The 15525-nt window shown below is 62.4% G+C and carries 15 protein-coding genes; 4 read left to right on the top strand and 11 right to left on the bottom strand.

The window, feature by feature from the left end; translation table 11 throughout:
• Positions 1-131 precede the first annotated feature (131 nt).
• Positions 132-2207: a mechanosensitive ion channel family protein gene (locus tag HRH33_RS23950; protein WP_167418223.1), complete on the top strand. Its 2076-nt coding sequence runs from the start codon at positions 132-134 to the stop codon at positions 2205-2207.
• Between the two features lie 93 nt (positions 2208-2300).
• Here the strand turns inward: HRH33_RS23950 and HRH33_RS23945 are convergent, their stop codons facing one another.
• The gene (locus HRH33_RS23945; RefSeq protein WP_167418222.1) at positions 2301-6548 is read right to left on the bottom strand and encodes a DEAD/DEAH box helicase; all 4248 of its coding nucleotides are present in this window, start codon (positions 6546-6548) and stop codon (positions 2301-2303) included.
• Positions 6549-6715: 167 nt separating this feature from the next.
• Here HRH33_RS23945 and HRH33_RS23940 point away from each other — a divergent pair, with 167 nt between their 5' ends.
• On the top strand, positions 6716-7600 hold the full coding sequence (locus tag HRH33_RS23940; protein WP_040265596.1) for a sugar nucleotide-binding protein: 885 nt from the start codon (positions 6716-6718) through the stop codon (positions 7598-7600).
• A 120-nt stretch (positions 7601-7720) separates the two neighbouring features.
• Here the strand turns inward: HRH33_RS23940 and HRH33_RS23935 are convergent, their stop codons facing one another.
• The 5 genes from HRH33_RS23935 to HRH33_RS23915 all read right to left on the bottom strand — a co-directional run bounded on the left by HRH33_RS23935 (position 7721) and on the right by HRH33_RS23915 (position 11631).
• On the bottom strand, positions 7721-8419 hold the full coding sequence (locus HRH33_RS23935) for an OmpW/AlkL family protein (protein ID WP_094066842.1): 699 nt from the start codon (positions 8417-8419) through the stop codon (positions 7721-7723).
• Positions 8420-8514: 95 nt separating this feature from the next.
• Complete coding sequence (locus HRH33_RS23930) at positions 8515-9036, bottom strand: DUF3299 domain-containing protein (protein ID WP_034139468.1); 522 nt, start codon at positions 9034-9036, stop codon at positions 8515-8517.
• A gap of 11 nt (positions 9037-9047) precedes the next feature.
• A complete protein-coding gene (locus HRH33_RS23925; RefSeq protein WP_167418221.1) occupies positions 9048-10313 on the bottom strand; it encodes an ABC transporter permease in 1266 nt (421 codons plus the stop codon).
• 1 nt (position 10314) lies between these two features.
• Positions 10315-11025 (bottom strand): ABC transporter ATP-binding protein, encoded by a 711-nt coding sequence (locus HRH33_RS23920; RefSeq protein WP_034100975.1) that lies wholly within the window; start codon positions 11023-11025, stop codon positions 10315-10317.
• Positions 11026-11031: 6 nt separating this feature from the next.
• Positions 11032-11631 carry a DUF2796 domain-containing protein gene (locus tag HRH33_RS23915; protein WP_034115247.1) on the bottom strand — a complete coding sequence of 200 codons (600 nt, stop codon included), beginning with the start codon at positions 11629-11631 and terminating at the stop codon, positions 11032-11034.
• Positions 11632-11763: 132 nt separating this feature from the next.
• Between HRH33_RS23915 and HRH33_RS23910 the strand changes: the two genes are divergently transcribed.
• Positions 11764-12111 carry a hypothetical protein gene (locus HRH33_RS23910; protein ID WP_167418220.1) on the top strand — a complete coding sequence of 116 codons (348 nt, stop codon included), beginning with the start codon at positions 11764-11766 and terminating at the stop codon, positions 12109-12111.
• Here the strand turns inward: HRH33_RS23910 and trxA are convergent.
• From trxA to HRH33_RS26475, 3 genes are all read right to left on the bottom strand, one after another.
• Complete coding sequence (gene trxA, locus HRH33_RS23905; RefSeq protein ID WP_034115246.1) at positions 12108-12980, bottom strand: thioredoxin; 873 nt, start codon at positions 12978-12980, stop codon at positions 12108-12110. The genes HRH33_RS23910 and trxA overlap by 4 nt on opposite strands.
• Positions 12981-13053: 73 nt before the next feature.
• Positions 13054-13629 carry an Abi family protein gene (locus tag HRH33_RS26480; RefSeq protein ID WP_243269843.1) on the bottom strand — a complete coding sequence of 192 codons (576 nt, stop codon included), beginning with the start codon at positions 13627-13629 and terminating at the stop codon, positions 13054-13056.
• Positions 13630-13714: 85 nt separating this feature from the next.
• Positions 13715-13906, bottom strand: a complete 192-nt coding sequence (locus tag HRH33_RS26475; RefSeq protein ID WP_243269844.1) for an Abi family protein — start codon at positions 13904-13906, stop codon at positions 13715-13717.
• On the opposite strand from HRH33_RS26475, the gene HRH33_RS26470 reads away from it, so the two are divergent.
• On the top strand, positions 13871-14272 hold the full coding sequence (locus tag HRH33_RS26470; protein ID WP_243269845.1) for a hypothetical protein: 402 nt from the start codon (positions 13871-13873) through the stop codon (positions 14270-14272). The genes HRH33_RS26475 and HRH33_RS26470 overlap by 36 nt on opposite strands.
• 34 nt (positions 14273-14306) lie before the next feature.
• Here HRH33_RS26470 and HRH33_RS23895 read toward each other — a convergent pair whose 3' ends face one another.
• Both HRH33_RS23895 and HRH33_RS23890 read right to left on the bottom strand, forming a co-directional pair.
• Positions 14307-14960 carry a class I SAM-dependent methyltransferase gene (locus HRH33_RS23895; RefSeq protein WP_167418219.1) on the bottom strand — a complete coding sequence of 218 codons (654 nt, stop codon included), beginning with the start codon at positions 14958-14960 and terminating at the stop codon, positions 14307-14309.
• Positions 14957-15412 carry a YbaY family lipoprotein gene (locus HRH33_RS23890; RefSeq protein WP_034139462.1) on the bottom strand — a complete coding sequence of 152 codons (456 nt, stop codon included), beginning with the start codon at positions 15410-15412 and terminating at the stop codon, positions 14957-14959. Before HRH33_RS23890 ends, HRH33_RS23895 begins: the two co-directional genes overlap by 4 nt.
• Positions 15413-15525 lie beyond the last annotated feature (113 nt).

The following is a 15525-nucleotide window of genomic DNA, read 5'->3' as shown; positions in this document are numbered from 1 at the left end:
TGCCTGCGTTGTTGGATGACTGCCGGATTTGGCGGAAAGTTTCGCGATTCCTACAGACGGCACATTCTCGGGAACGATCAGGAAGCAAACCCGTCAGTTCCTTACAGACCTACGCGAAGGAGCCCGGTGTTTTGCTGAATTCAAAGACTGCATTACTGCTTGGTGCGCTGTTGTTGTGTGGCAGCGGCGCATTGCACGCCGCGGCTACCGCGCCTGAACCCGAAGCCCCGGCCAAGCCGGAGTTGCTGGTGGAGGGCGGCCTTCTCGGCGCGATCAGCTCCAGCCTCGATGAGGTGCAGGACAAGCTCGATCTCAATCAGAACCTTATCGATGCCTGGCGCTTGCGCGCGGACCGCGCCGCCGATGAAGTCGGGCGTCTGGTTAACCAGACCGCGCAGCGTTCGCCGTGGAGCGTCGCCGGGGACTTTGTGTTGCTGTCCGGTGTGTGGATCGGCGCCTTTACCCTGTTGACTCTGCTCGGTCGGCTGATCGTGCGGCGTCTTGGCCAGCGTTCTTTCTTCGAGCGGCGTGAGCGCCTGTTGGGCGTGCTCAGTTATGTCGTGCCCTATACGATTCCGGCACTGATTTGTCTGCCGCTGACCCTGTACGTCAGCCATTTTCTTTCCCCGTCCATTGGTCGCGCGCTGGCGCTGTGTTTTGCCTACGCGACCAGCAGCGGCATCTTCTCTACCTCGGTACTGCTGTGCGTGATCGTCATGTTCAACCTCGGGCATAAACGGCGCGCGGTGCGGATTATTCGCGAGTACTGCCCAAAGCCGCTGTTCCTGATCGGTTTTCTCGCCGCGCTCAGCGATGCACTGACCAGCCCACAGATCGCACGGCAGTTCGGCGGCAATATCACCAGCAGTATCGCGGTGTTCACCGGCCTGTTCGCGGCGGTGATTTTTGGCGTGCTGGTGGTGCGCCTGCGTCGGCCAGTGGCGCATTTAATCCGGAATCGGCCGCTGGCCCAGCGCCTCAAGCATCCGGCGTTGCAGCAGTCGCTGCGGGTGTTTTCCGGGTTGTGGTACTGGCCAATCCTGTTGATGGTGTTGGTCTCGGCGATCAACCTGATCGGTGCCGGCGACGATAACCAGAAAGCCCTGCGTTGCGCGCTGTTCACTACCATTTTGTTGATCGGCACGGTGTTTCTCAGCACGGTGCTGCAACACCTGTTCAAGTCCCGCAGCCAGGTGGCAATCCAGCGCAGCAGCGCCTACAAGGAGCGCTTCCTCAGCCTGTTGCATGCGGTCCTGCGCATCGTTATGGCGATTGCCTTTATCGAGATTCTTGGGCGCATCTGGGGCGTGTCGCTGTTTGAATTCGCCCAACGCAATTCGGTGGGCCGGGCGATCAGTGACTCCCTAAGCAGCATCGGCCTGATCCTGCTGGTGACATGGCTGTTTTGGGTGGTGCTCGACACGGCGATCCAGGAAGCGCTCAAGCCGCCGGTAAACAAACGCTCCAGCCGCCAACCCAGCACACGGGTGAAAACCATCCTGCCGCTGCTGCGCAATGCGGTGAAGATCATTCTGGTGGTGATCTGCGCGATCACCACTATGGCCAACCTTGGCATCAACGTCGCGCCGCTGCTGGCGGGTGCCGGTGTGGTCGGTCTGGCGATTGGTTTTGGTTCCCAGCAGTTGGTGCAGGATGTGATCACCGGCCTGTTCATCATCATCGAAGACACGCTGTCGATCGGCGATTGGGTGGTGCTCGACTCCGGCCATGCCGGCACCGTCGAGGGCCTGACCATCCGCACCCTGCGCCTGCGCGACGGCAAGGGCTTTGTGCATTCGGTGCCGTTCGGGCAGATCAAGGCGGTGACCAACCAATCGCGGCAATTCGCCTATGCGTTTTTCTCGGTGCAGTTCACCTATGACACCGATGTGGACAAGGCCGTGGAGCTGATCCGCGAGGCGGGGCAGTCGATCCGCGACGACGTGTTCCTCAAATACAACCTGCAAGGCCCGCTGGAAGTATTCGGCGTCGACAAAATGGACCTCAACGGCGTGGTGCTGACTGCGCAATTTCGCACCGTCTCGGGCGGGCAGTATGCGGTGAGCCGCGCGTTCAACCAGCGCTTGAAAAAGCTTGTGGATAACTGTGACGAAGTGCACTTTGCGCAGACTTATCCACAGCAGGTGTTGCTGCCCATGCGCAGGGCACAGTTGGATGAACCGGATGCTGAGGCGCCGGTTGTTTGATGGTGTGTGTTAGGGCCCTCATCAGGGGCAAGCCCCTCCCACAATGGCGGCCAAAATGTGGGAGGGGGCTTGCCCCCGATAGGGCCCTAACACTCACAGCCTGATCAACTTCTCCTGCACCGCCTGCTGATCTTCCTCCACCAGCAATTGCTGCTTGCTGCCGACCCTCACCGCCGCCGGCAGCCCGTCGCGATACACGATGCGATTGCCACTCACCGCCGGCACTTTATTGCCCGGCAATAACGTCCCCATCAGGTTCAACGGGTCCGCACCGCACACGGCCACCAGGCGCCCATCATGGGGCCGACGCCGCACTTCGCGCAGTAATGGGATGGCTTCCGGCAAGGCAAATTGTTCACCTGCCAGCCCGCTGACAAACCGTCCGCCGCGAATCTCCCCTCGGGCCTCCAGGCGGTGGAAGGTGCGCAGCAGTTCGCGCCAGCTCGGCAGCCAATCGGCCTCGCGTTCCAGCAAGCGCCAGAACACCACGCCGTAGCGACGCAGCAGGGTCATCGCCACATGCTCCAGGGTTTCGGCCGAGTGCGGGCCGGCGGCGCTCGGTGGGCGACGGATCAGCGCCCAGCGCCCCGCATCGTCCATGCCGCCGATAAACGCCCCGCGTCCGCGTCGACTGCTGCGCGCCTGGCGTTTGCTGGCGGGGGTGGTCAGTGCGCGCAGGCCGGCAAAACTGTCGGCATTCACCAAACCGGCACCGACCAGCTCCAGCAGCGCGGTTTCCAGCTCGCTGCGCAATAGATGGGCTTCGTGGACGAGCTCGTCGAAAAACAGCGCGCCGTGTTCACGCAACACTCCGTGGACTTTCTGCGCCTTGGGCGACAGCGTGCTGCTGTCGGCCGCATCGGTCAGGCCGCTCCACATGCCCACCTGGCTGCGCGGCAGTACCACCACCGGCGTGCTGCGTTGGGCGCTGGCGCTGTGTTTGTCGGTCAGGCGCATCCAGACCCATTTGCCGCTGCGGCATAGCTCATCGAGCCAAGTCGGCGAGTAATCCTTGAGTCGAACGCTGAGTAGATCGCTGTCCCACGCTGACGCGGCGGCGGCATAGCCTTCGAATTGCCCGACGATCTGCGCCAGCATGGCGCTGCCTTGGCCACGGGTTTCATCGGACAAGTGCTGCCAATCGAACAGAAACCGCATGAAGTCTTGCAGCGCCACCGGTTCGATTTCCCGGCGCAGACGCTTGACGGTGTAGCGATGGATGCGCGCCAGCAGGTGCCGTTCGCACCATTGTTCGCCGTCGGCACCGGGGCTGAAGTGGCCGCGCAGCACGTAGCCCTCCTGTTCCAGCCGGGCCAGGGCCTGAGTGATGTCGGTGGGCGGCAGGGCCAGGGGCGCGGCGATCTCGGCCAGGGTCTGCGGGCCGAACCCACTGAGCCGTGCGCGCAGTATTTCCGCGAGGGCGTCTTCATGAATCCAAGGCTCATCAAAACCGGGCAGCAGCGCCAGGTGTTGGGGAATGATCGCCTGCCAGATATTCAGGCGCTCCACCGCCACCCACAGGCCGTTGGGCAAACAATGGGCGCGCCCGGTTTTGGCCAGTGCTTGCAGCCACGTGGCCCAGGCTGGTGTGATTTCGCTGGGGGCGATGCCGCCCAGGCTCATCAGCGCTTCGTGCATCTCATCCACGCCTTGAGGCGCCGGCCAGGCTTCTTCGCGTACGCCAGCGATGGCTTCTGCATCCAGAGCACCCAGGTTGTCGGTGCTCTGCGGATCGCTCCAGCGGCGGTTCAGCACGGCTTGGGTACGTCGCTCCTCCAGCGGCGCGTCATCCAGAAACGTGTAGGGGCGTGCACTGAGAATTTCTGCGGCCATGGGCGAAGGCGCCGGCAGATCGCGGCTGATCAAGCGCACTTGGCCGCTTTCCATACGCCGCAACAGGGCAAGCCAACCGGCGCTGTCCATGGCGTCGTGCAGGCAATCGTCGAGGGTTTGCTCCACCAGCGGGTGTTCCGGCACTTCACGCTCGCCGGCGAGGTTTTCCAGGCAGGCGATCTGGTCGGGGAACACGCTGGCGATCAGGTCTTCGCTTTTCATGCGCTGGATCTGCGGCGCCACCTTGCGCCCGCCGGTGTAGCGCGGCAACGCCAGGGCCACGCCGGCGTTCCAGCGCCAGCGCACGCCGAACAGCGGCGCGTCGAGCACGGCCTGGATCAGCAGGTGTTCGGCAGTCTGGCTGTTGAGGTAACGCCATACTTCGTCCAGCGGGAAACTGTGGCTGGTGGACAGCGACAGCACGATCGCATTTTCACTGGCCGCCGCCTGCAATTCGAAGTTGAACGTGCGGCAAAAGCGTTTGCGCAGGGCCAAGCCCCAGGCGCGGTTGATGCGGCTGCCGAAGGGCGTGTGGATGATCAATTGGGTGCCGCCGGAGGCGTCGAAGAACCGCTCCATGATCAGCGTGTCCTGGGACGGTAGCGCGCTCAAGGCCTGGCGCGCGCGGGCCAGGTAATCGAGGATCTGCTCGGCGCTGGCGCGGTTCAGGCCCAAGGTCTGGGTGAGCCAGGCCGAAGCCGTGCTCAAGTCGCCGGGAGTGGCGCCGAGCAGGCTGTCCAGATGCCCCTGCAAACGCGCCACAGCGGCCGACAACTCATGGCTGCGCCCCGGCGCTTCGCCCAGCCAGAACGGAATGGTCGGCGGTTGGCCGTGGGCGTCTTCCACCCGCACTTTGCCGGCGTCGACCCGCAGGATGCGGTAGGAGGTATTGCCCAGTTGGAAGATATCCCCGGCGATGCTTTCCACCGCGAAATCCTCGTTGACGCTGCCAATGTTCAAGCCCTGGGGTTCGAGCAAGACGCTGTAGTCGGCGTTGTCCGGGATCGTGCCGCCGCTGGTCACAGCGGTCAGCCGTGCGCCACGTCGGCCGCGCAGGGTGTGGGTCACGGCATCGCGGTGCAGGTAGGCGCTGCGGATGCCCTGGCGCCCGTTATAGCCGTCGGCGAGCATGTGCAGCAGCGCCTGGTAGTGGCGCTCATCCAGCTCGGCATAAGGCGCGGCGCGGTGGATCAGCGCCAGCAGGGCGTGTTCCGACCACTCCTGGGCGCTGACCTCGGCGATGATCTGTTGCGCCAGCACATCCAGCGGTGCCACGGGGATGTGCAGCGTGTCCAGCTCACCTCGGCGCACGCAGTCGAGCAGGGCGGCGCACTCAATCAAATCATCGCGGGTGAGGGCGAACAAACGGCCCTTGGGTGTGCCGCCCACATGGTGGCCGGAGCGCCCGACCCGTTGCAGAAACCCGTTGATGGACCCGGGCGAGCCGATCTGGCACACCAGGTCGACGTCGCCGATATCGATCCCCAGCTCCAGGGAGGCGGTGGCGATCAGCACTTGCAGCTCGCCGGCCTTGAGGCGTTGCTCGGCATCCAGGCGCATCTCCTTGGCCAGGCTGCCGTGGTGGGCGGCCACTGCGGTTTTGCCCAGGCGCTCGCTCAGATGCCGGGCCAGGCGCTCGGCCAGACGCCGGGTGTTGACGAAGATCAGCGTAGTGCGGTGCTCGCGCGCTAGATCGGCGAGGCGGTTGTAGACCAGCTCCCAGACATCGTTGGCCATCACCGCTGACAACGGCACCGGCGGCACTTCGATGTCCAGATCGCGGGGGCGCGCGTGGCCGATGTCGACAATGGCGCAGGGCCGGCCCGTGCCCACCAAAAAGCGCGACACCGCCTCGATGGGCTTTTGCGTGGCCGACAAGCCGATGCGCATCAGCGGTTCGCCGCACAAGCCTTGCAGACGCTCCAGGCTCAGGGCCAGGTGGCTGCCGCGCTTGTCGGCGGCGATGGCGTGGATTTCATCGACGATCACCGTGCGCGTGGTGGCGAGCATCTGCCGGCCGGAGTCCGAGCCCAGCAGCACGTAGAGTGATTCCGGAGTGGTCACCAGGATATGCGGCGGGCGTTTGCGCATCTGTGCGCGGTCTTTTTGCGGCGTGTCGCCGGTGCGCACGGCGGTGCGGATCGTCAGCGGTGGCAAGCCCTGTTGCTGCAAATGGTGGGTGATGCCCGCCAGCGGGGTTTGCAAGTTGATCTGGATGTCGTTGGACAGCGCCTTGAGTGGCGACACATACACCACGAGCGTCTCATCCGGCAGTTCGCCGCCGTTGGCCAGCCCCTGGTGGACCAAGTCATCGAGCACCGCCAGAAACGCCGTCAGGGTCTTGCCCGAACCGGTGGGCGCGGCGATCAACGTCGAGCGGCGCTGGCGGATCAGCGGCCACGCCTGGGCCTGGGCAGCGGTTACGGAGGGGAAGCTGCTGCGGAACCAGGCGCTGACGGCGGGGTGGAAACCGTTCAGGACCGTGTCGGTTGATTCAGATACGTTCATGGAGTGATTGATACTGCCAGTTCCAACAAGTTGCAAACCCGTACTTTATCCGTGACGGTTGCGCTACAAACCCGCAAAATGCAACGATTCTGGCAACTATCCACGGCACGGCCCACAGCCTTGTCGACAACCACCATCGTTCCAAACAGACCGGGCCTGCTCAATCTATGCGAATGCGCCTTATGTTACTGGGCGGCGGGAATGCCCTCGGGCAGGCGCTGATTCGCCTCGGTGCGGAGGAAGATATCGGTTTCCTCGCCCCCAAACCGCCCCAAGACGGCTGGGATGCCGCGAGCCTCACCCAACTGCTCGACGACACCCGTCCCGATGCGTTGATCAACCTCGCCTACTATTTCGACTGGTTCCAGGCCGAAGCGGTCAGCGAAACGCGCCTGGCCGCCCAGGAATTCGCCATCGAACGCCTGGCCGAACTGTGCCAGCACCATTCGATCACCTTGCTGCAGCCGTCCAGCTACCGTGTATTCGATGGCTCCCGCGCCACCGCCTACAGCGAAAAAGATGAGCCGGTGCCCCTGGGCCTGCGTGGCCAGGCGTTGTGGCGTATCGAACAGAGTGTGCGTGCGGCGTGCCCGCAACATGTGTTGCTGCGGTTTGGCTGGTTACTGGATGACAGCGTCGACGGCACCCTCGGGCGTTTTCTGGAACGGGCCGAACGAGCGGAGCCATTGTTGATGGCCGATGACCGGCGCGGCAACCCGACGCCGGTGGACGATGCCGCACGGGTGATCATTTCGGTGCTCAAGCAACTCGATTGCGCCGCGCCTCTGTGGGGCACCTATCACTATGCCGGCCAGGAGGCGACGACGCCGTTGGCGCTGGGCCAGGCGATCCTTACCGAAGCCCGCGGCTATCATCCGCTGGCCATCGAATCACCCACCGCCCAGGCCCACGCCGCCCGGCCGGACGCCAACGAAGAACCGCAGCACGGCGTGCTCGCCTGCAAGAAAATCCTGCACACCTTCGGCATCAAGCCACGGGCATGGCGGGCGGCGTTGCCGGCCTTGCTGGACCGCTTCTACCGCCGCAGCTGAATGTGAGAGGGGGCTTGCCCCCGATAGCGCTGGGCCAGTCAATGAACCTGTTGACTGACACTTTGCTATCGGGGGCAAGCCCCCTCACACATGGGTTATGCAGTGCTGGTTAAAGCAGGCTTAGAACTTGTAGCCGATACCCACCATGTAGACCATTGGGTCCACGTCCACATTGACCTTGGCGCGAGTGCCGGGGGCCACGGCGTCGTTCTCGACGGTGGCTTTGGTGCTGATGTCGATGTAGCGCGCCTGGGCGTTGATCATCCACTTGTCGTTGATCATGTAGTCCGCACCGATCTGTGCGGCCCAACCCCAGGAGTTTTCCGCCTTGAAGTTGCTGAAGCCAGCGCTCTCGGCACGGCTGCCGACGTGTTCATCGTAGATCCAGGTGTAGTTGATACCGGCACCGACGTACGGTTGGAACGCGGATTTTTTATCCAGCGGGTAGTACACGACGCTCAGGGTCGGCGGCAGGTGCTTGAGGGTACCGAGCTTACCGTTGGCGGCGCCGAGGGCGGTGTTCTTGAGCTTCACATCGTGCTCGAACGGGGTGGCGGCCAGCAGTTCGATACCGACGTGGTCGGTGACCATGTAGGCGAAGTTCAAGCCCAGTTGAGTGTCGCTGCTCATGGTCGCCTTGCCGCCGAGGTTGGCGCCGGCCACAGGGCCCTGGTCAACTTTGACGCTGCCGCTGTCGGCTTTCGGGTTCACGGTGATTGCACCGGCGCGAACCAGAATGTCACCGGCTTCGTGAGCGTGGGCGGCAGGGGCGACGAGGGCGAGCGCGAAGAGGGACGCGCCGAGCAGAGACTTGTTCATGGGAGCTCCAAAGGACGTTAAAAAAGTTGTAGGTCCAATGGTAAAGATCGTTCCGTTCGGTCTTTTGACTCAGCTCAATGAAAGGGCGATAAGCGCTATTCGGGCAGTTCGTACATATAAATTTTCTCGGCGTCCATCTGGTAACCGGCGTCGGCCAGTTCGCTGGTGGACGGCTTGACCTGCATCGCGCCCTCGATCCAGTACGGCTGGTACAGCTCATCGAGCTTCACACCGATTTCGCTTTTGACATGCACGATCTGGTTCGACGGCGGCGGCGGCACATGGATGCACGCGCCGAAGTACGGCACCAGCAGAAACTCGGTGGTGCGGCCCTCTTCGCTGACTTCCAACGGCACGATATAACCCGGCAGACGAATATGCTGGCCGTCGAGGCTCTTGACCACCGGCGCGTTGGGCAAATCCTGCTTGGCCGCTGGCGCCGCTTCCACGGACAAGGCATCGGCCATTTTCGACAGGTCGTGCAGCGGCTTCATATTGGGCACTTCCGGCGGTGCGTCCGGCGGAATCATTTCCTGCCAGGTCAGATCCCTGGGCGGCTCATCGGCCCAGGTCGGTACGGCCAGCACGAGCAACAGGGCAAACAGGGCACGGCGCATCGAAACCTTCCTCATAAACGAATGGACAGGCCGTCGGCCAGGGATTGTCGATAGGCGCGCCACGCGGGCACGCTGCCCATCAACAGCGCGGCGGCTAGGATACCGGCGAGCAGGGTCCATTCATATTCGCTCGGCCATGACATCGGCAGGTCCAGGCCGTAGTTGGCCTGCAAGTAACCGCGCGAGGCGGCGATGCACACATAGAGCAAACCAACGCCCGCGATTACCCCTGACAGCGCCAGGGCGAAGGCTTCGAAGATCAGCAGCGTCGCGATATGCCACGGTCGCGCACCCACCGAGCGCAAAATCGCCATCTCGCGGCGGCGCTCGTTGAGGCTGGTGAGGATCGCCGTGAGCATGCCGATCAGGCCGGTCAGCACCACGAACAGCGAGATTACAAACAGCGCTTTTTCGGCCGTGCCCATCATGCTCCACAGCTCTTGCAACGCCACGCCCGGCAGGATCGCCAGCATCGGCTCGCCGCGAAACTCGTTGATCTCCCGTTGCAGGGCGAAGGTGGAGATCTTGTTGTTCAGGCCCAGCATAAAAGCGGTGATGGCCTGCGGCGTAAGGTCCATGTTGCGCGCCTGGTCCGCGCTGATCCGGCCTTTGCCTTGGGCGGGGACGCCGTTGTGCCAGTCGATGTGGATCGCTTCCATGCCGCCGAGGCTGATATGCAGCGTGCGGTCCACCGGCGTGCCGGTGCGTTTGAGAATACCGACCACGGTGAACGGCTTGTCATCGTGCTTCACCAGGCTGACCACCGCTACGCCGTGGGCCAGCACCAGTTTGTCGCCGAGTTTATAGTGCAGCGCATCGGCCACTTCGGCGCCGAGCACCACTTCAAACGGCTCGCTGGCAAAGGCGCGGCCGCTGGCCAGTTCGAGGTTCTGCTTGCGGCCGTATTGGTAGTGCTCGAAGTAAGAGGCGTTGGTGCCCATCACGCGGTAGCCGCGGTGGGAGTCACCGAGGGAAATCGGAATCGCCCATTTCACCTGAGGGCTGGCGGCGAAATGCTCGAAGCTGTCCCAGCGGATGTTGTTGGTGGCGTTGCCAATGCGGAACACCGAGTACAGCAGCAGGTTCACCGAGCCCGAGCGCGCGCCGACGATCAGGTCGGTGCCGCTGATGGTGCTGGCGAAACTATTGCGGGCCTCGACGCGCACCCGCTCCACGGCCAACAGCAGGCACACCGACAAGGCGATGGCGAACGCGGTGAGGATCGCGGTGAAGCGGCGGTTCGCCAGGCTGGCCATGGCTAGACGGAACAGATACATCTCAAACCTCTGCGGGCGTGGCGGCGCGATTGAGTTCGGCCAGCGACAAATGACGGTCGAACAGCGGCGCCAGGCTCTGGTCATGGCTGACGAACAACAGGCTGGCACCGGCGTCGCGGCACTCGGCGAACAGCAGCTGGATAAAGGCTTCGCGGGCGTCGTAGTCCAGGGCCGAGGTGGGTTCGTCGGCGATCACCAGTTCCGGTTGGCCGATCAGCGCACGGGCGGCCGCCACCCGTTGTTGCTGGCCGATGGACAGCGAGTCGGCGCGGCGCTCCAGCAGATCCTTGTCTTTCAACCCCAAGTGCGCGAGCAGAGTAGCGGCTGCCTGGTCGACGCTGCCGTGACGCTGGACCGCGCGTTGCGCGCGCAGCTTGGAAAAGTGGCAAGGCAGCTCGACGTTCTCGCGCACCGACAGGAACGGCAACAGGTTGAACTGCTGGAAGATATAGCCAGTGTGATCAACACGGAAACGATCCCGGGCACCCGCCGACAACGCGGTGAGTTCCTGGCCGAGCAGGCGGATGCTGCCTCGGCCGGGCTTCTGCACGCCGCCCAGTAAGCCCAGCAACGTGGTTTTACCGCTGCCGCTGGGGCCTTTGAGAAACAGGGTTTCCCCGCGCTCCAGACGAAAGGCGGGGATATCCAGCAACTGAGGATGACCGGGCCAGCTAAAGCCCAGGTCGGACAGTTCGATCAATGGGTGGGTCATGGGCACTCAGAACTTCAAAGTGGCTGCGGTGGCCGTCGCATCAACGCCTTGCTGGCCGCTCGGGCCGATCAGTTGTACCTGAATTTTCTGGGTGGCGGGAAAGGTCTTGAACACTTGGGTCAGGTCCAGATTGCTCAGGGCGCTCGGTGTGGCGCAGGTGAATTGATAGTGAGCGTGGATCTCGCTGTGGTCGTGATGATGTTCATGGGCGGCTGCGCCTTTGCCGTCGGTGGCGTCATCATCGTCGTCGTGATCGGCTTCGGGCTTGTCACCGAACAGCGGGCTGTTGAGTTCCTGGGAGCTGACCTTGCAACCGGCGGCCGTGGGCAGGTTGAAGAGGGCAACAGGGTTTTCCAGTTGCTTGCGCGCGGCGGCGACTTTGGCTTTATCGGCGGCGCTGCTGGCCATGTGCTCGAACCCCACCAGGTTCATCGCCGGGCTGTCCAGCTCAAGTTCCAGGGCCTGGCCGTCGAGCACCGCGTTGAGGCGAGCAACGCCGTGTTCATGGGCGCCGAGGCTACCGTGTTCGTGGTCATGGTCCTCATGAGCCTGAGCAACGGCCAGTGGCAGCAGGGCAAACGGCAAGGCAAGCAACAGACGGCGCATGGAAAAGCTCCCAGAGATGAAAGTTTTGTTATGTGATCTTATAACAATAGTGGCAAGAGTTTGACCGCCCGCTTGGCGTTGTGCAAGCCACATGGGAGCATGCCGGTCGGAAAAACTGCGGGAGTAGGGACGATGTTGCGAATTCGTGGAACCGTCGGCGACCTGCCGGTGGACTTGACGGTAGAGATGGACGACGGCGATTGGGCCCGCCTGGGGGCGCAATTTCAGACCGCGCCAGGGGCCCCAGCCGGCGCTGCGCCAGCAGCCGCGGCGAAGCCCAACGATGACCTATGGCAGAGCGCCCAGGACCTATTGCGCAATGCGGGCCAACTCAGCGGACTGGAACTGCTCGATCAGTTGGAAGGGCTGGCCGGCGACGCGGCGGCGGGCAAGCGTCTGCTGGTGCGCCTGCGCCACAGCGCCAAGGTCAAAGTGGCCAGCGGCGGGGATACGCCGCTGTACCGTTGGGTCGGCGATTAGTACAGCGCGGCAAACAGCTTGCGGCGGTACGCCGTCACCAGCGGGTGATCGTTGCCCAGCAGTTCGAACACTTGCAGCAAGGTCTTGTGCGGCAAGCCTTCGTTGTAGCTGCGGTTGCGGATGAACAATTTGAGTAGACCTTCCAGCGCCGCCTCGTATTGCTGGCGGGCCAATTGCTGGATCGTCAGTTGATACGCCGCTTCATCATCCTGCGGGTTCTGGGCCAGACGGCTTTTCAGCTCGGCGGCGTCCGGCAGGTCGGCGGCCTGGCGCAAAAAGGTGATCTGCGCTTTGGCGCCGGCGAGGGCGGCTTTGTGATCGTCGCTTTTTACCGCATCCAGTACGGTCTGGGCTTCGCCCAACTCACCCCGTTCGGCCAGGCAGCGCGCGTAGAGGATCAGCGCACCGGCGTTGGTGTTGTCCTCGCCCAGCAGCGCTACCAGTACGGCTTCGGCATCGCTGATACGCCCTTCGGCAAACAACGCCTGGGCCTGCTCCAACGGGTCCGCCGCGGCCGGCGGTGGCATCTGCACATGGGGCTCCAGCATCGCACGCACCGCCGATTCCGGCTGCGCCCCGGCAAACCCGTCCACCGGTTGACCGTCCTTGAACAGCACCACCGTCGGCAGGCTGCGGATACCAAAGCGCGCGACGATATCCTGCTCGGCATCGCAATCGACCTTGGCCAACAGCAACTCGCCCTGATAACTCTCGGCAATCTGCGCCAGCATCGGCATCAACGCCTTGCACGGCGCGCACCACTCTGCCCAGAAATCCACGAGTACAGGTTTGTGGAATGAGTTTTCGATTACCGCCTGGTCGAAGGTGGCAGTGGTGGCGTCGAAGATATACGGGGTGGGCTCACTCATGGGGCGTCTCGAAGAAAGCGGGAATGGGGGCAACTATAAGGGCTGGCGAAAGCTACCGGAAGCAGCAGGCTGCTCAGTTTTCAAGCGCATGCCAAAAAGGGTCCTGATACCAATTGAGAGGGAAGCCCATCGCTTTAAGGCTAACGTCGGGAAATTCGCAAATCAGTTGATGCAAGCGTTGATCCCAGTGGCTGTCGGGGCTCACTCGATGTGTCAGATGATTCAAAATGCAGAGCGCTGCAAAAATGCGGGTGTGCGGCCCGGGCTGAAAGAGATGTTTGGGCCATAAAAAGTTGGCTTTCTTTGGCAGTTCGGGACGAATGCCTAATTCTCGGTTCCACAGCCGTGAATGATGGGCGCATATGTTTCGAATGGTGGTCAGGGTGTGCAGCCAAGACTGCATCAGGGGAGCCGCAATTCCCAAACGCCTGGCAATCGCCTTTTTGTCCGCGTCTTTCGCCAAGCCTTTATATAAATGGGATAAATCGCCCAGTGTCAGTTCCTCCAACATCGCCCAGCCAGGCATAAGAGGTGGGTGGGCGTAGGTGGCGGGCGTAGCTTTCTTTAGCTCTTTGGCGTTTAAGTAGGCCTTTTCTCCTGTCGTCCGCACGGGATCTATCGATGCGCTCGCATTCGCGCTGAAAATCACGCATGGCTGTGGATTGTTTGAAGGACAGCGTCGTAAGCAGCCGCTGATGATCGAACATCTGATGGAACATTCGTGGGTCTATATATCAATGACTGCCATGGGCGGGCCCCATATGGTTGCTGATGACTGCACGAGATGCGATTTCGACTCTATCGATGGCATCCATGGTCAGTAAGCGAAGCCGTCGATCAAAGTCGTAGAGACGCGTTAACTGACGAAACTGGCTGCCATCACGAAAGCGATGATCGATATCCTCCGGTTGCTGAAACGGTCGCATATAGGGGCTGAGCCTAAAGAAGCTGACCGATTGCAAAAAAGACTCTGCGTGAACCTCATCCTGAACATTCAACCCGCGGTGCTTGAGCAGCTCAAGCTGGTCGCGAACGTCAATGGCGGGTTTGCTGAATGTCCTCATGCTCAAAAAATACCGGGCAAAAAAAACCCGCACAATTTGTGCTTGGTTGCTAAGGCAACCAGAGGCATGGCGGGTGTATTGCTGCAAAGGTTAGGTAGCCGCCCGATTTTTTGCAAGGGCGTTGAGCGCTCAGCAATGATTGAAACTGTTTGGAAAAGCATGCAGATCGATGGTCCAGGCCGCTTGCGAAGGAGGGCATTTTCCATGCACCCGCTTTTGCTGTCTTAACCAATCTATTGCTGAAAATCTGTAACGTGCGGGTTTAACGCTTCGAATGGTACAGGCTCACCTTGCGAAACTCCCAAGGCTCGGCCAGGTCCGGCAGGGTCAGGGCATCCAGTATGTCCAGGCGTCGATAGGCGGGGTGTTGGAAGTCCCGCACGCGCGAATCGGCCACCAGTGCTTCGCGTCCACGGCTGAGGAAGTGATCCAGCAGTGGCAGGTTGGCGCGGTCGTAGAGCACGTCGGCCACAAGGATCAGGTCGAAGCGGTCGGCTTCGGCGAAAAAATCGGCGGAATAAGCCAGTTCCACGCCGTTGAGTTCGGCATTTGCCCGACAAGATGCCAGCGCCAGCGGGTCGAGATCGCAGGCCACCACTTCCAGGGCGCCGGCTTTGATGGCGGCGATGCCAGCCACCCCGGAGCCTGCGCCGAAGTCCAGCACGCGCTTGCCCGCAACCCAATCAGGGTGCGCCGCCAGATAGCGGGCCAACGCCAGGCCGCTGGCCCAGCAAAAACTCCAGTAGGGCGGTTCATGCAGGATGCGCCGGGTTTCTTCCTGGCTGAAGGCGCGGTCCATATTGTCCGCGTCCAGCAGCCATAACCACAGGTCGGTGCCCGGCAGCGCGCAGGGCACCAGCTGCGCGTCGCCGATCAGCGCACTCAGGGCGCGCTGCAGGTGCAGCGGTGGCGTCATGGTGCTTTGACAAGTTGCAGGGGGCCGGTGGTCTGGGTGATCGCCTGGGTAATGCGCACGGCGGGCAGGTGCAGGATCAACTGACCGGATTGGCTGGCGCGACCGCGCAACTCGACCCGCGCACCGGCCGGGAACGCTTCAGGGTTGAATCGCAGGCGGAAGGCCAGAGGTTTGCCGTTGCCGGTCAGCACACTGCTGGCCAGTAATTGTTGCGGGCGCGCGCGATCGTCGATCACCAGCAATGCCATCTCGACCTCGGCGCCGGCGGGCACGTTGGTCAGGCTGCCGTTGATTTCACGCTGGTAGGCCGGCAGGGGGCCGAGGTCTTCGACCCCTGGGACTTTTTTCTCCTGCGCGGGCGTCGGTTGGGGCGCGCTCGGCTTGGGGGCTTCGCTGCTGCAGGCGACCAGAACACTGAACAACGCGAGTAAAACAACAGGTCGTAACTGCATGTACGGCTCCAGAAGGGACAAAATCCGTGGCTTAAAAGAGAAGAAACATAATTGTCAGCCTATATACCGTAAAGGCTATGGCTTGTCTTGCCACGGGGATGCGCTACCATGGC

The organism is Pseudomonas rhodesiae (assembly GCF_013285305.1).
In the GTDB taxonomy this organism is placed as follows: Bacteria; Pseudomonadota; Gammaproteobacteria; order Pseudomonadales; family Pseudomonadaceae; genus Aquipseudomonas; species Aquipseudomonas rhodesiae.
The sequence above is the reverse complement of the archived record's forward strand: the minus strand, read 5'-3'. Positions and strand labels throughout refer to the sequence as shown.

Coding starts and splice junctions, on each gene's coding strand:
- HRH33_RS26475 (WP_243269844.1), bottom strand. CDS start 13,906: ATGCGACCGTTTCAGCAACCGGAGGATATCGATCATCGCTTTCGTGAT.
- HRH33_RS23895 (WP_167418219.1), bottom strand. CDS start 14,960: ATGACGCCACCGCTGCACCTGCAGCGCGCCCTGAGTGCGCTGATCGGC.
- HRH33_RS23935 (WP_094066842.1), bottom strand. CDS start 8,419: ATGAACAAGTCTCTGCTCGGCGCGTCCCTCTTCGCGCTCGCCCTCGTC.
- trxA (WP_034115246.1), bottom strand. CDS start 12,980: ATGAGTGAGCCCACCCCGTATATCTTCGACGCCACCACTGCCACCTTC.
- HRH33_RS23890 (WP_034139462.1), bottom strand. CDS start 15,412: ATGCAGTTACGACCTGTTGTTTTACTCGCGTTGTTCAGTGTTCTGGTC.
- HRH33_RS23915 (WP_034115247.1), bottom strand. CDS start 11,631: ATGCGCCGTCTGTTGCTTGCCTTGCCGTTTGCCCTGCTGCCACTGGCC.
- HRH33_RS23940 (WP_040265596.1), top strand. CDS start 6,716: ATGCGAATGCGCCTTATGTTACTGGGCGGCGGGAATGCCCTCGGGCAG.
- HRH33_RS23910 (WP_167418220.1), top strand. CDS start 11,764: ATGTTGCGAATTCGTGGAACCGTCGGCGACCTGCCGGTGGACTTGACG.
- HRH33_RS23925 (WP_167418221.1), bottom strand. CDS start 10,313: ATGTATCTGTTCCGTCTAGCCATGGCCAGCCTGGCGAACCGCCGCTTC.
- HRH33_RS23930 (WP_034139468.1), bottom strand. CDS start 9,036: ATGCGCCGTGCCCTGTTTGCCCTGTTGCTCGTGCTGGCCGTACCGACC.
- HRH33_RS26470 (WP_243269845.1), top strand. CDS start 13,871: ATGATCGATATCCTCCGGTTGCTGAAACGGTCGCATATAGGGGCTGAG.
- HRH33_RS23945 (WP_167418222.1), bottom strand. CDS start 6,548: ATGAACGTATCTGAATCAACCGACACGGTCCTGAACGGTTTCCACCCC.
- HRH33_RS23920 (WP_034100975.1), bottom strand. CDS start 11,025: ATGACCCACCCATTGATCGAACTGTCCGACCTGGGCTTTAGCTGGCCC.